This window comes from Pseudomonas sp. LF020, assembly GCF_053456425.1.
The window spans coordinates 454,386-470,770 of record NZ_JBRFIX010000002.1; the positions used below are offsets into that span (position 1 = coordinate 454,386).

15 protein-coding genes are annotated in these 16,385 nt (G+C 57.2%); 5 read left to right on the top strand and 10 right to left on the bottom strand.

Annotated features, from left to right (window positions below):
- Window positions 1-837, bottom strand: coding sequence for a PhzF family phenazine biosynthesis protein (locus tag ACU680_RS06040; RefSeq protein ID WP_448178928.1), 837 nt, complete (start codon window positions 835-837; stop codon window positions 1-3).
- A 195-nt stretch (window positions 838-1,032) separates the two neighbouring features.
- Here ACU680_RS06040 and ACU680_RS06045 point away from each other — a divergent pair, with 195 nt between their 5' ends.
- From ACU680_RS06045 to ACU680_RS06055, 3 genes are all read left to right on the top strand, one after another.
- On the top strand, window positions 1,033-1,857 hold the full coding sequence (locus ACU680_RS06045) for an AraC family transcriptional regulator (protein WP_367084501.1): 825 nt from the start codon (window positions 1,033-1,035) through the stop codon (window positions 1,855-1,857).
- A 72-nt stretch (window positions 1,858-1,929) separates the two neighbouring features.
- On the top strand, window positions 1,930-2,316 hold the full coding sequence (locus tag ACU680_RS06050; protein WP_448178929.1) for a cupin domain-containing protein: 387 nt from the start codon (window positions 1,930-1,932) through the stop codon (window positions 2,314-2,316).
- 454 nt (window positions 2,317-2,770) lie between these two features.
- Window positions 2,771-3,754, top strand: a complete 984-nt coding sequence (locus tag ACU680_RS06055; protein ID WP_448178930.1) for an LLM class oxidoreductase — start codon at window positions 2,771-2,773, stop codon at window positions 3,752-3,754.
- Between the two features lie 89 nt (window positions 3,755-3,843).
- On the opposite strand, the gene ACU680_RS06060 is transcribed toward ACU680_RS06055, so the two are convergent.
- The 4 genes from ACU680_RS06060 to ACU680_RS06075 form a co-directional block, all read right to left on the bottom strand.
- Window positions 3,844-4,146: a putative quinol monooxygenase gene (locus ACU680_RS06060; protein WP_025569629.1), complete on the bottom strand. Its 303-nt coding sequence runs from the start codon at window positions 4,144-4,146 to the stop codon at window positions 3,844-3,846.
- Window positions 4,147-4,372: 226 nt separating this feature from the next.
- Window positions 4,373-5,473 (bottom strand): low temperature requirement protein A, encoded by a 1,101-nt coding sequence (locus ACU680_RS06065; RefSeq protein ID WP_448178931.1) that lies wholly within the window; start codon window positions 5,471-5,473, stop codon window positions 4,373-4,375.
- A 98-nt stretch (window positions 5,474-5,571) separates the two neighbouring features.
- Window positions 5,572-6,111 carry a DsbA family protein gene (locus tag ACU680_RS06070; RefSeq protein WP_367084504.1) on the bottom strand — a complete coding sequence of 180 codons (540 nt, stop codon included), beginning with the start codon at window positions 6,109-6,111 and terminating at the stop codon, window positions 5,572-5,574.
- 11 nt (window positions 6,112-6,122) lie between these two features.
- The gene (locus ACU680_RS06075; RefSeq protein ID WP_367084505.1) at window positions 6,123-6,665 is read right to left on the bottom strand and encodes a redoxin domain-containing protein; all 543 of its coding nucleotides are present in this window, start codon (window positions 6,663-6,665) and stop codon (window positions 6,123-6,125) included.
- A gap of 962 nt (window positions 6,666-7,627) precedes the next feature.
- Here ACU680_RS06075 and ACU680_RS06080 point away from each other — a divergent pair.
- Complete coding sequence (locus tag ACU680_RS06080) at window positions 7,628-8,164, top strand: P-loop NTPase family protein (RefSeq protein WP_007967058.1); 537 nt, start codon at window positions 7,628-7,630, stop codon at window positions 8,162-8,164.
- Here ACU680_RS06080 and ACU680_RS06085 read toward each other — a convergent pair.
- Complete coding sequence (locus tag ACU680_RS06085; RefSeq protein WP_448178932.1) at window positions 8,141-9,055, bottom strand: LysR family transcriptional regulator; 915 nt, start codon at window positions 9,053-9,055, stop codon at window positions 8,141-8,143. The genes ACU680_RS06080 and ACU680_RS06085 overlap by 24 nt on opposite strands.
- Window positions 9,056-9,234: 179 nt before the next feature.
- Between ACU680_RS06085 and ACU680_RS06090 the strand changes: the two genes are divergently transcribed.
- On the top strand, window positions 9,235-9,882 hold the full coding sequence (locus ACU680_RS06090) for a hydrolase (RefSeq protein WP_123586383.1): 648 nt from the start codon (window positions 9,235-9,237) through the stop codon (window positions 9,880-9,882).
- A 134-nt stretch (window positions 9,883-10,016) separates the two neighbouring features.
- Here the strand turns inward: ACU680_RS06090 and ACU680_RS06095 are convergent, their stop codons facing one another.
- From ACU680_RS06095 to ACU680_RS06110, 4 genes are all read right to left on the bottom strand, one after another.
- Window positions 10,017-11,327, bottom strand: a complete 1,311-nt coding sequence (locus tag ACU680_RS06095) for an ArnT family glycosyltransferase (protein WP_448178933.1) — start codon at window positions 11,325-11,327, stop codon at window positions 10,017-10,019.
- Window positions 11,328-11,675: 348 nt separating this feature from the next.
- Window positions 11,676-14,297: a bifunctional diguanylate cyclase/phosphodiesterase gene (locus ACU680_RS06100; protein WP_448178934.1), complete on the bottom strand. Its 2,622-nt coding sequence runs from the start codon at window positions 14,295-14,297 to the stop codon at window positions 11,676-11,678.
- A 176-nt stretch (window positions 14,298-14,473) separates the two neighbouring features.
- On the bottom strand, window positions 14,474-15,412 hold the full coding sequence (locus ACU680_RS06105; protein WP_448178935.1) for an AraC family transcriptional regulator: 939 nt from the start codon (window positions 15,410-15,412) through the stop codon (window positions 14,474-14,476).
- Between the two features lie 24 nt (window positions 15,413-15,436).
- The gene (locus tag ACU680_RS06110; protein WP_448178936.1) at window positions 15,437-16,270 is read right to left on the bottom strand and encodes an oxidoreductase; all 834 of its coding nucleotides are present in this window, start codon (window positions 16,268-16,270) and stop codon (window positions 15,437-15,439) included.
- Window positions 16,271-16,385: the final 115 nt, after the last annotated feature.

Below are 16,385 nucleotides of genomic sequence, written 5' to 3' on the forward strand. Positions count from 1 at the left end.
TCAAAAGACCACCCGCCCCGAAACACAGTGCTGTACTGCTCCGCCAACCCATACGGTACCGTCGACGTTTTCGATGTGCAGTCGCCCGCGGCGCCCGATGGCGCTGCCCTGGCTCACGCTGTAGCGGTCGTTCAGGATGCCCGCGCCGATCAGCCACTGAGCCAGGCTTGCATTGAGGCTGCCGGTGACCGAGTCCTCGTTGCATTCTTCCCCCATGAAGGCTCTGACTTCCACGTCGGTTTCGGCCTGCGGCCCATTCCATGGCGCAATAACCCCGACATTCAACCCCTGCAGCGCCGCGTAATCGGGTTTGATCGCCAGCACTTCTTCGCGGCTCCCCAGCAACACGCCCGCCCAGCCGGGGCCGTTGTCTACCCACTGGCTGGCCCGGATCTGCCCGGCGGCGAGTCCGAGCCCTTGTTCGATCAGGTTTGACGTCATCGCATCCAGCGGCCCGCTGCGCACCAGTGGCGGCGCGCAAAACGCCAAGTGAGGGCCTTGCCTGCGTACCCGAATCAAGCCTGCCGGGCATTCCTGAATAATCTCGACTTGCCCGGGATTTCCATTTCGGGCCAGCCATACCTTGCAGCTGCCCAGGGTAGGGTGGCCAGCAAAGGGCAGCTCGCGCAGCGGAGTAAAAATCCGTACGCGGTACTGCGCTTGCGGCGTTTGGGGTTTCAACAGAAAAGTGGTCTCACTGAGTTGCGTCCACTGGGCAAACGCCTGCATCTGCTCGGTTGTCAGCTCATCGGCATCCGCCACGACGGCCAGCGCGTTACCTTCGCAAGAGTGATCAGCGAATACATCGACTTGTTCGAACGGCAAAGAGAGCGGCATTAAGTATCCTTCACAGGTAGAGGCGGTGCACATCTGAACTCGGCGGCCAAGGCTAGTCGTTGCACGGTAATAATTAAAGAATGCGTGGGTTCTGAGAGGTGGGTTTCGGCCAGAAGCAGACATCCAAATCCTGCACTTGTATATTCTCGACAGGGTCTTCACCAGCACCGTGCAGAAGCGGGAGGCGACAAATTCATGGATCAGAAAAAAGGCCAACCTGGCGGCGCCGACTGGATCATCCGCAGTGTTCAATCCGAAGGGATCGAGTGTATTGAAGCGTGGTTCGGCAGCCACGGCTACGATCCCCATCGACACGACACCTACTCGATCGGCCGTACTTTGGCGGGCGTCCAGAGCTTCCACTATGCAGGCTCGCTGCGCCATGGTGTTCCCGGCAACACATTGGTGCTGCACCCCGATGAACTCCACGATGGTATGGCCGGCACCGATGCAGGCTTTCGTTATCGTATGGCCTACGTTGATCCGGCATTAATCCAGAACATCCTGGGGGGAGAACCGTTGCCCTTTATCGCGGGGGGAATTTCCAGTGATCCGCGTCTGTTCCATGCCAGTGCGGCGTTCGTACAAGCAGTGGATCATCCACTGGAAACACTGGAGCAGCAGGACGCGCTCTATGACTTGGCAATGGCATTGCGTGCCGTCGGTGGTAAGCCGCGCGGGCGCAAGCGCCTGGATTACCGCGCGGCCGAGCGCGCCAGAGCGTTTATCCTGGAACATCTGCATTCATCCATTACGCTGGAGATGCTGGAGCATGCCAGTGGACGCGAATGCTGGAGCCTGTCACGCGACTTCAGAACACTTTACGGTACCAGCCCTTACCGATTTGTCACCCTGCGCCGCCTGGATCGGTTCCGCGCATTGGTGCTTGAAGGGTTCACCCTGGTGGATGCGGCCCTCGTCGCGGGTTTCCACGATCAAAGTCATATGACGCGACACTTCACCCGTTGCTACGGAATACCGCCCATGCGCTGGCTGGAACGATTGCGAGCTGCACGCTGACTTGCAGGATCGTACAAGAACCCTCTGCTCAGTGCTCTATAGGCTGGCGACTTCAACCACAGAGGATTTGTCATGTCAGAGCTGCATCAGCAACACACATCGTTTCCTGTAAACCTGGCACATAAGGCTTCGCTCATCGAACAGCACTGGAGCCCCAGAGTTGTTGCGGAAATGAATGACTACCAGTTCAAGGTTGTGCGAATCGAAGGCGAATTCATCTGGCACTCACATCCCGAGACCGACGAAGCATTTCTTGTCCTGGAGGGCACCTTGCGCATCGACCTGCCGGAAGGCTGCGTCTATGTGAATCCGGGTGAACTGTATGTGGTGCCCCGTGGCGTTAAACATCGCACGGCTGCCAAAGGTGAAGTAAAACTGATGATGATCGAGCCACGAGGGATTTTGAACACCGGGCATGAAGAGGGCGAAAGAACAGCGTTGAACGACGTCTGGATATAAACCAGCGCCATCCCGGGCAAGGTCTGCGTCGAGTTGAAAATAGTGGGCTTTGGTTGGCTGCTATCGGCCAATAGCGGCCGTTCTGGAATGGCAGGAAACGACCGATAACTGCCTTCGATACGCGACTTTCGCCCGACAGCGGCTCGATTGTAAGAATATGGCGGAGAGCTGCAAAACCGCCTACGCTTATAGAATGATTCCTCGAACACCTTGCCCATCTGGTGGTATAGAGCCGAGAGATCTGACTTCCTTTGACCGTCCACTTAACACCCACCCGGACCGACCCGCGCCTATCGCCAGCAACTGCCCCCTGAATCCGGTCCACACGACCAGCAGTACGGCGCAACGGGTAAAAGCCAGACCCAGTCCCCCACCTGTCGTTCAAAAGCGACCGATGCCGCAGCACCTCTGGAAACGGGGGCGCTGTTCACGTTCTGCCATGAGGTCAATCCGTATGTATCGGCCGAGCACGGTTCCTTACCAGCAGCATCTAGGGTTTAGCCGAACCTTCACTCAGGGGCATTTGAGCCTTGGATTATTCTTTCCCATGGAGGCGTTCGACGGGGACACTCCGAGCATGCTCAACCAGGTCACACTGGCTAAACAAGCCGAGGCGCTGGGCTTCTGCGCGCTCTGGTTTCGCGACGTGCCGCTTCGCGACCCAGGCTTCGGCGATGTCGGCCAAGTCTTCGACCCCTGGGTGTACCTGGGCTATATGGCTGCCCATACCTCGGAGATTGCGCTTGGCACCGCTTCCATTGCCATCCCTTTGCACCATCCCCTGCACACGGCCAAGGCGTCAGCCAGCGTCGATCAGTTGAGCACAGGTCGCTTGATTCTGGGGGTGGCTTCGGGAGATCGGCCGGTGGAGTTTTCGGCTTTTGGTGTCGATCCCGAAAGGCGTGGAGAAATCTTTCGAGAACACTACGAAGTGATTCGGCAAGCCCACAGCACCAGTTTTGAGCCCATCCACTGGAGCACTGGCGAAATGCACGGCGCAGACCTGATTCCGAAACCCACCACCCAATTCATTCCAATGCTGGTGACCGGCAACAGTCGCCAGTCACTGGATTGGATCGCGCGTGAGAGCAACGGATGGATCAACTATCCACGCATACCGAATATGCAGCGGCTGGTCGTGGAAGATTGGCGACTGGAGGTCACGAAACAATGTGGTTCTGTGTATAAGCCCTTTACTCAGTCGCTGTACATCGATCTCGATGAGAATCCGTCCACGCCACCCACACGTATCCATTTGGGTTTCAGACTGGGACGTTACCATCTACGGTTTTTGCTGGAGTCGCTTGAGGAAATCGGCGTGGACCACGTCATTCTCAATCTCAAATATGGCAAGCGCCCTGCGGCGGAGGTTATCGAGGAATTGGGTACGCACATCGTTGCGCAGTTCGGAGTGCAGCCGCGTCCGGCAGCGCATTGAATATCGGTCACTGCTACGCCGACGGATGCTCACTTGACGAAACCATCGTGAGCCTCCCCGAACTGAATGGAACTTCCAGTTGGATTTGCTTAACCGGGCAGCTTGGCCGCAAGGACGTCAACCTTCTCGATTGATGGCGGTTCGGCAAACAGCTCGGCAGCGTTTGCCATAAGCGCCGCCGCGACCTTGCCCGAAAGATGAGCCTGCCGGCCCGCTTCATCCGGGAATGCGTCAAAGATGCCAAAGGTAGACGGCCCCAAGCGGATTCCAAACCAGGCTGTAGTGGCTGGCTCCTCCTCCACTAAAGGAAGGCCGCTCAAGAGAAAGCGCTCCACCTCTTTCTCTTTCCCAGGTTTTGCTTCCAGACGAACGAACAACGCTACTTTGACCATGACGTGGCTCCTGTTGTTACGATGCGGCTGGTGCTATCTGGTCGCAATAGCTAAAAGGGGCATCCGGCTATTAACTATGGTCGACGACACCAGGATTACAAACCCAAAGAGACCAAGGGTAGCGTCGCATGTCGCTCGGACACTGAGAATGACGTAGTAGGCAGCGCGCAAACCGCAGACCAGCCGCGTGATCACTTTTCCCGAGCTGTGGCCTGATAATCAAGACTCAACGATATCTGAAATTCAGGAGAACATAACAAATCATGGTGACTGTCAAGCCGACCAATATGTACTCGACACGTGGTAGAAATATAACTAACCCACCTAAAGAAAACACGATCAAGGTGTTTTGCAGTATGTATTTCCTTATTCGACTCACAGCTATGAAATAGCCATATTGCTTCCCCAGGAAAAACAAGACCATGCCGGTGATCGACATAATCTGGAAATCGCGCATCGCAATGTCGTTCAGGATCGCATGCCTGATCAAATTTGCCAGAAGTGCCAGCCCCATAAAAAGAAAAAGGTGCGAGTAGATTAAGGCGTGCCCACTCATACTGCTTTTATGTTTGTTCAATAAGTAAAAACTATCAAAATAGATCCACCAGATACTGCAAATCATGATGAATCCGGTGATGGCCGCCATCACATTGTAATAACCCCAATGAATGTTAGATAAGCCTCCGGAAAGGCTAATAATTGACTCCCCCAATAAGATTAGGGTGAGTAGGCCTATGCGCTCAACCAAGTGCTCTGTGTGTGCTGGCAACGGTTTTAATTTAGTCCAGAAAAATACAGGAAACAGAATATCAAGAACAATCCCAATATAAGCAACAAGGTAACGCAAGGGCGGGTCAAAAATAACGGATGAAAGGCTAATAACTGCGCTAACTAATAGGGCGAAGCCGAGCCTTGAGGAAAGCTCGCCGCGAGAATCGAGTTTACTAATGGACGAAATATACATAACACTGATGATCGCACGTATACCAAAATAGCAGGCAATAATAAGCGGGTAGTTCACTTCCAGGTCTTCCCCGATCCGTGCCGATAGCACAATGAGCAGGAGCATTATGAATAATGTTGCCAAACGGTGAAGATTGCTGTCTGTATCAAACCTGTTGGAGTAAATCGTGTGACTGGACCAGATCCACCACAACGGTACAAAAAGCAGTAAGAATGTCCATAATTGCTTATGTTCAAAGTGCCCGTCATGAACATGTCCGAGCGTGTGCGTAACCTGGCCTATCGTAACAACGAAAGTCAGGTCAAAAAACAACTCCAACCATGTGGCGTGTCGATTTTCTTCATAATACTTCAAAGATTTCATTAGTTGCCGGCTCCGTGTCCACCTCTTTAATGTAAAAGGAAGCTAACGTTGGTTTTTTCTCGGCTCCGATGTGGGTGATGCCAAGCCGATTTGGCTCTCTAGCGATTTCGTCCACGCACTAACAAAAGCTCAATCATCTGACTCATCCCGATGAACTCTGGAACTCCGTCATAGCGAAGCCCGTCAATGTAAAACGCTGGGGTGCCATTCACGCCGCTGCGTACACCGCCATTGAAATCGGCTTGTATTTTGGGGATGTAAGTGTCCTCTTGCATTGCAAGATCGAATTCCTCCCTGGAAAGGCCGTGTTTGAGAACGATGGCGCGATACAGCGGCAGGCCCAATCGATCCTGATTTTCGTACAATTCGTCGTGGGCCTCCCAGAAGAATCCTCGACTCCCGGCATACTCAGCGGTGACCGCTGCACCCAATGCATGGGGGTGAGCGGTGGTCAGAGGGAAGTTACGGAACACGAACAGCAAATCATCGCGAAAATGCTGCTGCAGATTCTTGACCATCCAATACGCTTCACCGCAATAGGGACATTCATAGTCGCCAAATTCCACCAAGGTGACCTTGGCATGCACACTTCCCTGACGATGGTCGTTGGCACTTACCGGGACTTTGAGAGTGGCCATGTAATCACCTGTTAATTTTTGATTGGCGTGCCTTGTGGCGAATTCGCCAGAGCATCCAGCGCATCCAGAATGCCGTCCGCCCCAGGGTTGATTGCCATTGGTGAGACGTAGCTCCAGGCGACCACCCCCTCCTTGTCAATCACGAACAGTGCCCTCTTACAAACTCCGAGCTGGGACTCGTACACTCCATACTGTCGTGCCACCGCCCCTTTGGGCTCGAAATCGGCCAGCAGGCTGAAGTGAAAATTCCTATCTTTGGCAAAGGCCTGATGACACCAGGCGCTGTCAACCGAGATACCCAATAGCACCGCACCGTATTCTCTGAAGGTGGGTAACAACTGGTTGTACAAGGTCAGTTGGTCACCACACACCGAAGTCCAGTCAGCGGGATAAAACGCCAGTATCACGGGGTTCCCCTTTAACTCGCGCAGCGACAACTGTTGATCAGGGGTTGCGTGAAGAGTGAAGTCGGGCGCGACAGTGCCGGCCGGCAGCGGACCCTGAACCAGGTCGCCATTGGTTTTTTGTGCATCATCGAACTCTAAAGTATTCATTGCTTGAACCTTGATAGATGGGTGGTTGGGACGTGCTCAGTGGGATGCGACGTGCCCGGCGGGATAACTCCATCCACCATCAAGGGGTTCAAAAAAGACAACGCTGCCTCGATCTCAGCCTGAGCCTGAGTGATTTCGGCAGCGAAACATTCACGTTCCGCATCAAGGAACACAAGAAGATCCGCCGTGTAATCGCGGAATTGGATTAGGCCAGGTTGGCAGGGGAATGGTCAGATTCGCTCTGGCTCACCAATGACTATAGTCGTTGATGACGCTTGCCGTAGTCGCTGAACGAATTTTCGATACCCTCCAGTGCCAACAACACTCACGCACTTATCTTGCTGCCATTTCAGGCGGCGTTTTAACACGATGATTTTGGCAGTTATTTCGCCACTTCAGACAAATCTACATCTACTTTCTGGACGACAACTGCTGCCCATTACGACAAGCAGAAATCGACCAGAGGCAGACAATGAACCGCCTTCAGGTCGACAGAATGAAGGTTGATATGGGAATGCTCTGGGCAAACGAGTCGTTGTCATTAGTATCGGCATCGTGGGCGCTTCGCTGGCGTATCACGTGGCTGATAAAGGCGCGAATATCACCTTGGTTGAGGCTGAAGGTAATCAAAGATGCGGCTCGTGCAGCGATGGTGCTGTACCTAACGAATAGTCGAGATCGGTCTTCGGGAAGCTGAGCGGTAGCCTATGCGAATATTGTCACTGACCGCTTTTGGCCGGAAGCAGTAGTTCCCGGATGTCCGCTACTGGCCGGTAGCGGTCGCCTGCCGACGTCCGCTTTTGGCCGAAAGCAGCCACTCAACGATGGCGGCACGTTGCCCGACCTGCAAAAAACAAAACAGCCCGCAAAAACTTACGTCGATGGCGCGGTTATCTATCAGTCTTTAACTGACCCTGCAAAAACCGCACAATTGCCGGCTTTTTTCTCGACAGGAAGTTCCCATGCAACGGATTGTAATTCTTGGCAATGCCGGCAGCGGTAAATCTACCCTTGCCCGCGCCTTGGGCAGGCGTCTCGATCTGCCCGTGGTGCATCTGGACACTTTGTTTTGGGAACCCGGCTGGATCGAGCCAGACGCCGAGCAGTTTCGCGCACGCGTCAGAGAAGCGATATCAGCAGATGTCTGGATCTGTGAGGGCAACTATGCCCGGCGCACATTCGACCTGCGCCTGCCTCGTGCCGATCTGGTCATTTGGCTCGATACGCCGCGGTTCACCTGCTTCACTCGGGTGATCTTGCGCAGCGTATTGAATCGACCTCGTGCAGACCTTGCTGCAGGTTGTACGGAGAAGCTTGATCGGGCGTTCCTGACCTTCCTGAACTTTGTATGGAATTTCGATCGTGGTTATCGCCCTGGTATCGAGGCCGTGCGTCAGGCCATTGGCCCGCAGGTCCCGACGGTGCACTTGCGATGCAAGCGCCAGATTGGCGCATTTCTGGATAGCTTGCCCGCATCACCTGAAGTCTGCCTGATGTGACAGCGGCTGCACCGCCAAGTGTGGCGTTTCGCCGAAAAACTCGATCAGCAGTTCAGTGAGCACACGAATTTTACGCGCAGGATGCGGACCCGGCGGGCGGATGATGTAGGCACCGGCCGGAGGGGGAGGATGGTTTGTCATGATCGGCACCAATGCGCCGGATGCCACGTGTTCATGGGTGAGGCAGTCGGGCAGGTAGGCGACACCCAGGCCTGCGGTCGCGGCGGCGACCAGGGCAATGCCGTTGTCGGCCTTGAAGCGGCCTTGCGGACGAACCGTGATGACTTTGTCGCCATCCATGAATTGCCAGGCTTCGGTGCCCTGCATGAGCGCCTGATGGGCCATCAGTTCATCCGGCGTCTCGGGCGCGCCGTGCGCGTTGATGTAGGCGGGGCTCGCGACGAGCTTGCCGTAGACCGGGCCAATTCGTCTGGCGATCAGATTGGAGTCCTGCATATAGCCCACCCGGATGGCGCAATCGTACCCCTCGGCAATCAGGTCAACGAAGCGATCGCTGTAACAGGTCTGGATGTGCAGCTGCGGGTGCCGACGCGCCATTTCTGCCAGCATCGGGGCGAAGTGACTCGGGCCGAACGACAGCGGCACGGCCACGCGCAAGCGGCCGCGGAGGGCGCCGGCAGGCAGGATCGTTTCCTTGGCGATGTCGATCTCGGTGCAAACCCTGGCGGCGTAGTCCCGGAACGTCGCACCGGCCTCGGTAAGCGCCGCCCCGCGCGTGGAGCGGGCCAGCAGTTGCACACCCAGTTCGGTTTCAAGCCGAGCCAGGCGGCGGCTGACGATCGATTTAGACACGCCAAGCCGCAGGGCTGCCTGCGAAATGCCCCCGGCATCAGCCACTTTCACGAAGGTCTGCAGTTCTTCGATGTCCACGCTTGCGTTCCTCTTTTCGCGACACAGCACGTCGCGCAATGCTACTACTGCGTCGAACATGGGAACAGCACAATGGATTTTCCGGGCATGGCGTCATTCGCACGTGTCCCGGAACCCATCACCCGCACAGGCTCCGGCCTGATTCACAAACGTGCGTCACCCATGAAAAGGATTTGCCAATGGCAAGCGAGACTCTCCGCAACCCCCATACCGATCAGCTACTGACCCCGGAAAACTCGGCGTTGATCATCATCGATTATCAGCCGGTTCAGGTTTCTTCGATCCGCTCGATGCCGCGTGATGAACTCGTCTTCAACATAACCAGCGTCGCGAAGGCGGCGGTCAACTACAACCTTCCGATCATCCACTCGACAGTCAATGTCGCGACCGGCCGCAACAAGCCGCCGATCCAGGAGCTGCAAAAGGTCCTCGGCCATCTGCCGACCTATGACCGCACATCGATCAACAGTTGGGAGGACACGCAATTCAAGCAGGCGGTCAAAGCGCTCGGGCGCAAGAAGCTCATCATGACTGCACTCTGGACCGAAGCGTGCCTGACATTCCCGGTGCTCGACGCGATCCAGGAAGGTTATGACGTTTATGTGCCGGTCGATGCGGTCGGCGGCACATCGCTCGCCGCGCACGAGGCGGCGTTGCGCCGAATGGAACAGGCGGGCGCGAAGCTCATCAGCCGGGTGCAAATGTACTGCGAACTACAGCGCGACTGGGCGCGGGAAGTGACCGTGCCGGGCTTTCTGGGCGTATTCGAGAACTTCGATGGGTTCAACGCTGAAAAAGCGCTGGAAGAGGCGAACAACAAGGCTTGATTAGCGGGCAGCGGATGAAGGTGTCGCATGCGAAAGCGAGCGACACCTTTATTTTTTTCCTGCTGCAGACGACTGCTTTTGTGTCGGCCCTATCGCCGATTCAGTGTCGCTAACTCATGTGTCAGGAAGAGGCTTCACCAAAACCAATATGGCAGAAACTTTGGCGTGGGTTCGATCATGAGTTCCAGGTGGTAGGTGATCGGGTTGAAGAAAAACATATCCAGTATCAAAAAGGCTCCTACCCCAAAGGAAAGCGTCATGAACTCGCGATAGGGATGTTCGACGAAGTACTCCTGTTTAACACGGTAGAAGCTCAACAACGCAGACAGCCCCAGGCCTGCGCCGAGGTAGTTGGGCTGTAACGGGACTTCGGCGAAGTTGTTATAGACCAGCACCGCAACCAGCATCCCCAACCCCAGCAGGGGCAACTTCAGGCAGAAATTCATCAGGCCGTTTTTGGCGCGGACGAAGCTGGCTTCCTTGCTGACGAAGAGGTAAGCGGCCAGCAGCGAAATCGCCGGGGTGATTGCCAGGATGTAGCGCGCTTTCTTCGAGCTTGGAATTGTGAACAGCACCAGCAGCACCAACAGCCACCCGCTCAGATAGAGCAGCAGGTCGATGTCTTTATCGCGGGTCGAGCGGAGGAACTGTTGGTACTTCTTGAAAATTACATTAATGGCATAAAACACCGTGATGCCGTAGGTAAACAGGCCTGCGGAGAAGTAGAAGTAATAGCGTGGCGCGTGGTCGGAACCGAAACGTCCGATGCCTTGCATGTTCAGCACGTCGTCGAGGAACGCTTGCCCCCCTTGCAAGTAGGCCGCCCATGCCAACAGCACAACCCCGACCGCCAGAATCACGCCCGAGAGCAATGAAAACAGTAGCAACATGCGCCACTGCCGGCTCAGCAAGTAATAAGCGCCAATGACACTCGCCGGTCCGATCAAGCCAATAGGCCCACGAAACGCGAATCCCAGCGCCAGGCCGAGGTACAGAAACACCAGGCGCCGCGGGTCCTTTTTCATTTCCGCCGAATAGGCAAAGTAGAAGCACATCACCGTTAACAGCGCCGGATAGATATCCAGGGCTAGCGAGTTGACGCCGTCAAGAAAGGCCCAGGTCAGCAGGCTGAAAAGCACGCCATACGCACCCCATTTCTTGCTGTGCAGCGCCCCCAGCCGATAAATGAATACCAGCATCAGCGACGCGGCTACGCAGGACGGAATACCCATGGAAAGAACGGACACCCGGCCGAACGGCAGGGAAACCAGATAGACCAACAAGGTATTGAGGACCGTGTAGTCGGGATAAGGCTTGAGATCGTCGGCAATCGGGAACAGCGTGACGCCGTGCTGCAACATGTACTCGGCAAAGTCGACAAAGCGTGTTGTGTAGTTGAGGACAGCGGGTTTGTACTGCAACGCCATGAACACGGCCAGTGTCATGAAAAAAATGCTCAGGCATGGATTTCTCGTAATCAATCCCGTCAACATTCCAGCCCGCGAAGTGCGTTCTACAACGAGCGGGGCATCATATCGATCCATCGTTAACCCTTTAGTGAAGTTGTTCTCTTGACCGTAATCCTGACAGTCCGGTGACGCCTGCATTGAACTTGTGTGTGGCGCGAAATAGACGTTGGCCTGGCCCGCGGCGAGGACTATTCAAGCATGACGGCCCTAAACACACCCTGAACAAAACCCATTGAAGTCAACACGAACACCGTATTAACGAAGCGTGTCGAGCCGGGCTGTGTGCATTTCGATGATTGATTATTGCCAGCGATGCAAGGCCGGCTAAATGACGCGTCCTTTCTTTGGCGACGGATGATCGGTCGGTTCGGTCCTGGCGCTTTTCAACAACTGCGCAAACGCGCTCTTGTCGATCGGCCTACTCATGAAATAGCCCTGCACCTCGTTGCATTGATCCTTGCCGAGAATCTCCAGTTGCTCCTCGGTTTCCACGCCTTCGGCGGTCACGGTCAGACCCATGGCTTTGCCCAGGCCAATGATCGCCTGGACCACCGCGCGGTCATTGGCGCCGTGGCTGATCGAGGCGATGAAACGCTTGTCGATCTTGATCCCGTCGAACGGGTAGGCGCGCAGGTAACCGAGGGACGAGTAGCCGGTGCCGAAGTCATCCATGTTCAGGCGCACGCCAAGTTGCTTGAGCGCATTCATCGTGGCCAGCGCGCCATCGGTGTCGACCAGCATCACGTTTTCGGTGATTTCCAATTCCAGGCGACTGGCCGGGAAACGCGTCTGCACCAGTACTTCGCGCACGTCTTCGACGACATCGCTGAGGGCAAACTGCGCCGGCGACAGATTGACTGACAACAGGATGTCCGCCGGCCAGGTGAGGGCGGTTTCACAGGCTTCGCGCAGTACCCAGCGTCCCAGCGGCACGATCAGGTCGGTCTGCTCCGCCAAGCCGATGAACACGTCCGGCCCGAGCAGGCCCTTGGTCGGATGCTGCCAGCGCACCAGGGCTTCGACCGAGACGATGTGTTTGCCGTCGACCGTGTAGCGCGGCTGGTAGTGCAGGACGAATTCGTCGTTCTTCAACGCACCGCGCAAATCGCTTTCCATCTGCCGGCGTGTCTGGATCTGGTCGCTCATGTGCGCTTCGAAATAGCACCAGGTGTTTTTGCCCTCGGACTTGGCCTGATACAGCGCGATGTCGGCGCAACGGATCAACTCGCTGGGCACGAAGCCCTGACGCCGGCTCAGGGCGATGCCGATGCTGGCGCCGACGTGCAACGGATGGTGCTCGAAGACCATCGGCTGATGCAGGCTCTCGACCAGCCGGGTGCAAAAGCGGTCGACCTCCTGCCGAGTGTCCATGCCATTGAGCACCACGACGAATTCGTCACCGCCCAGGCGCGCGACAATGTCGAGCTCACGGGTGCATTCGCGCAGGCGACTGGCGACTTCCTGCAACACGGCATCGCCGGCCGGGTGGCCGAGGGAGTCGTTGATCGGCTTGAAGTTGTCAAGATCGATCACCAGCAGCGACAGCGCTGGCGCATGCTCCTTGAGCTGCAGCGCGTCATCCAGATAACGCGCCAACTGGTTGCGATTGGGCAGGCCGGTGAGGGCGTCGTGCATGGACAGGTGCTGGATCTGCGCATGGGCGGCGACTTCGTCGGTGATGTCGCTGGCCGTTCCGCGATAGCCGCTCACGGTGTGCTTGTCGAGGATCGGGCGTGCCGACAACCGGCAATGACGTTGCTGCCCGGCGTGATCGCGATAGGTGCAACGCAGGTCGCTGGCATTGCTGTCTTCGGTAAGTTTCTTCAGCCACAGCTCCAGCGGCGTGGTATCGCATGACACCAATTGCCCGATGCTCTGGCCGATCCACTGGGTTTGCGGGTAACCGGTCACTTCACTGAAGCGCGCCGAGAGATAGGTCAGGCGCAGTTGATTGTCGACCTCCCAGATCCAGTCCGACGCCGCTTCGGCGACCGCGCGAAAACGTTCTTCACTGGCTTCCAGCGCATGATTGGCGGCTTCCAGCGCCTGATTCGAGGCCTGCAGCGTGCTGAAGCTGTGGTCGACGTAGGTCGAAGATCGCAAGGCGTGACGCAAGAAATACCCGGTCAACAGCATCAGCACCGCCATTACCCCGCCGAGCGTTGGCAACAGCGACCACAGCAGTTGCCGGCCGGGGCGTTCGAGGTCCGCGCTGAGGCTGTAACCGGTGCTGTCCAGCGGCACCCGAGGCTGTTCCTCGGCGAGCGTGTCATCCGGGGCAAGTCTCAGGTTCTGCAGGCCGTAGGCAGTGCCGATCGCCTGCAGTTTGCTCGGCGTCAGCTTGTCGACGAACACCAGCACCGAGGTCTGTTTCGGATCGCCCAGCGGCCGCTCGTCGTTGGGCAGGATCGCCGCGGCCGTGACCAGTGCCGGCGCGCCGTCGAACAGCGAGTAAGCACTGATCGGCACCGTCAGATCGGTCTGGTTTTGCACCTGATCGATCAGTGACGCGGCAGAGACCTTGAGCAGGGCGTTGATGTCCACGTCGTCGAGTTGACCCTGCACGACGGCGTACTTCGTGCGGCCCCGATCCAGCACAAACACACCGTCATAGCCGTCGCTGGTGAACAGGGTCTTGCCGATGTTCTGCTGGGTGTAAGCCCAGTCGGTATCGATTTGGGTATGCAAGTGTTCGTAAGCCGTGGTCCAGTCGGCGTAGCTGGTGATGTAGCTTTTGGAGGCGGCGATGCGATTTTCCAGCGCACGGGCCGTATAGAAGCGGGTTTGCTCGACATCCTCGCGATCCAGGCGAGCGGCAATGCCGAGCAAGGTACCAATGGCGGCCATCACCCCGACGATAAACAGCGTGCCGACCGCAAACGCCAGGCGGCGGGTGATTGCACTTTGCTGAGGCGGAACCGGCGTAGCAGGAGCGAAACTGTCCATATGCTCGTCCTTGGTAGCTTGGGTTTGCTCATCTGGAACAGCGGCCTGGGCGCAATGTTCAATCTGCTGTTGGCGATTGCGCTGCGGCGGATTTCTCAAGCGTAGTGAATGCGTGGGGTTTTTGCCTTGAGCGCGCGGCGGACATGCGATGGCCGGGAGCGATCAGTGCTCAGTGCTCAGTGCGAAGAAACATACGGGGAGGGCGTGGCGGACTGGGGCAGGGCATACGTGGCCTTCATCCACGCGATCTCGGCCAGCGGCGTGCGGCCGAAGAAACGCTTGAACTCGCGGCTGAACTGCGAGGCGCTTTCATAACCGACGTTGAACGCTGCCGTCGCGGCCGGCATGGCGCCACGCAGCATCAGCAAGCGCGCCTGATGCAGGCGCGTGGCCTTGAGGTATTGCATCGGCGATGAGTCAGTGACGTTGCGAAAATGCACATGGAAGCTCGGTACGCTCATCCCCGCTTCCTCGGCGAGGGACTCGACATCCAGGCGTTGCTCATAGCTGCTGTGAATCCGCCGGATCGCCCGGCTGACCTTGCCGAAATGCCCTTGCTGCTGGAGCGCCGCACGCATCGAACCGCCCTGGGCACCGGTCAGGATCCGGTAGTAGATCTCCCGAACCAGCGCCGGCCCGAGGATCTGCGCGTCGCCCGGATCGCTCATCGCTTCGAGAAAATGCAGGGTCGAGGCGCGCAATGGATCATCCATCGGTGAGGCGTACATGCCCTTGGGCGGAGCGTCGCTGGGGCCGAACACCTCGTCGACCTGCAGCATCAATTCGCTGGCCAACTGCAGGTCGAGGCGCATATACACCGCCAGCATCGGTTTAGCCACACTGGCCTCGGTTTCCATGGTGAACGGCACCGGCACCGAGACCACCAGATAATGCTGGGCGTCATAGACGTAGACGTCATCGCCCAGAAAGCCGCGCTTGCGCCCCTGACAGATAATCACGATGCCCGGGTCATACAGCACCGGGGTGTTGCTCAAAGGCCGATTCGAACGCAGAAACCGCACGTCCTCCAGCGCACTGAGGTTGTAACCCTCCAGCGGCGCGAGTTGTTCGAGCAACTGCACCATGCGCGCGGTGTACGGATCGGATGGACTCATGGGCATTGATCTCTGTGCCGGGACTCAGCCATCGGTGGAGCGGGTCAGGGTTTCCCATTGCTCGATGTCGCTGAGGCTGCGTTGCAGTTTATCGCGCACCAGATTCAGCGCATCGCTGCCCAATAGCAAGTGTGCGGGCGGTGCGGCGCTGGCGATCAGTTGCAGCATGGCCTGCGCAGCCTTGCGCGGATCGCCCAACTGCTTGCCGCTTTTCTCCTCGCGGGCCTTGCGCACGGGGTCGAAACTGGCGTCATAGTCGGCAATGCTGCGCGCCGTGCGCTGCATCGAACGCCCGGCCCAATCGGTACGAAACGAGCCAGGTGCCACCGCCGTGACAAAAATGTTGAACGGCTGTAATTCCTTGCTCAGCGTATCGGAGAGCCCCTCAAGGGCAAACTTGCTCGAACAGTAACAGGCAATGCCGGGCATGGTGATGGTGCCGCCCATCGAGGTGATATTCAGAATGTGCCCGGCGCGCCGTTGCCGGAAGTACGGCACGAACGCTTTGATCATCGCTGCCGCGCCGAACACGTTGACGTCGAACTGACGCCGCATCTCCGCCAGCGGTGACTCCTCGAAAATGCCCTCATGTCCGTAACCGGCGTTGTTCACCAGCACATCGACCGGACCCAGTGTGGCTTCGACGTCGGCGATCACCCCGTTGATGCGTTCGAAATCGGTGACGTCGAGCAACACACCGTGTGCCCGATCTTCTGACAGGGCCTCGAATGACTTCAGGTCGGCGTCATTGCGCACGGTACCGATCACCCGGTGACCGGCGTTGAGGGCCTCCTGTGCGAGCGCGCTACCGAAGCCGCTGCTGACACCGGTGATAAACAGGGTTTTGCTGCTGTGCATGGCAATCTCCGACGGATAAGTGAGAGGCCATGGTAGGCAGCCTGGGGCGAGAGGGGTATGCCGGTTTATCTGCGAGGATTGCCTGTTTCTATTGGCAGGCCGGTGGGGAAATGGC

Excerpts from the sequence above, each read along its gene's own strand:
- ACU680_RS06050 (WP_448178929.1), top strand. The coding sequence starts at position 1,930 with ATGTCAGAGCTGCATCAGCAACACACATCGTTTCCTGTAAACCTGGCA.
- ACU680_RS06045 (WP_367084501.1), top strand. The coding sequence starts at position 1,033 with ATGGATCAGAAAAAAGGCCAACCTGGCGGCGCCGACTGGATCATCCGC.
- ACU680_RS06105 (WP_448178935.1), bottom strand. The coding sequence starts at position 15,412 with ATGAGTCCATCCGATCCGTACACCGCGCGCATGGTGCAGTTGCTCGAA.
- ACU680_RS06100 (WP_448178934.1), bottom strand. The coding sequence starts at position 14,297 with ATGGACAGTTTCGCTCCTGCTACGCCGGTTCCGCCTCAGCAAAGTGCA.
- ACU680_RS06075 (WP_367084505.1), bottom strand. The coding sequence starts at position 6,665 with ATGAATACTTTAGAGTTCGATGATGCACAAAAAACCAATGGCGACCTG.
- ACU680_RS06040 (WP_448178928.1), bottom strand. The coding sequence starts at position 837 with ATGCCGCTCTCTTTGCCGTTCGAACAAGTCGATGTATTCGCTGATCAC.
- ACU680_RS06065 (WP_448178931.1), bottom strand. The coding sequence starts at position 5,473 with ATGAAATCTTTGAAGTATTATGAAGAAAATCGACACGCCACATGGTTG.
- ACU680_RS06055 (WP_448178930.1), top strand. The coding sequence starts at position 2,771 with ATGTATCGGCCGAGCACGGTTCCTTACCAGCAGCATCTAGGGTTTAGC.
- ACU680_RS06070 (WP_367084504.1), bottom strand. The coding sequence starts at position 6,111 with ATGGCCACTCTCAAAGTCCCGGTAAGTGCCAACGACCATCGTCAGGGA.
- ACU680_RS06095 (WP_448178933.1), bottom strand. The coding sequence starts at position 11,327 with ATGACACTGGCCGTGTTCATGGCGTTGCAGTACAAACCCGCTGTCCTC.
- ACU680_RS06060 (WP_025569629.1), bottom strand. The coding sequence starts at position 4,146 with ATGGTCAAAGTAGCGTTGTTCGTTCGTCTGGAAGCAAAACCTGGGAAA.
- ACU680_RS06090 (WP_123586383.1), top strand. The coding sequence starts at position 9,235 with ATGGCAAGCGAGACTCTCCGCAACCCCCATACCGATCAGCTACTGACC.
- ACU680_RS06110 (WP_448178936.1), bottom strand. The coding sequence starts at position 16,270 with ATGCACAGCAGCAAAACCCTGTTTATCACCGGTGTCAGCAGCGGCTTC.
- ACU680_RS06080 (WP_007967058.1), top strand. The coding sequence starts at position 7,628 with ATGCAACGGATTGTAATTCTTGGCAATGCCGGCAGCGGTAAATCTACC.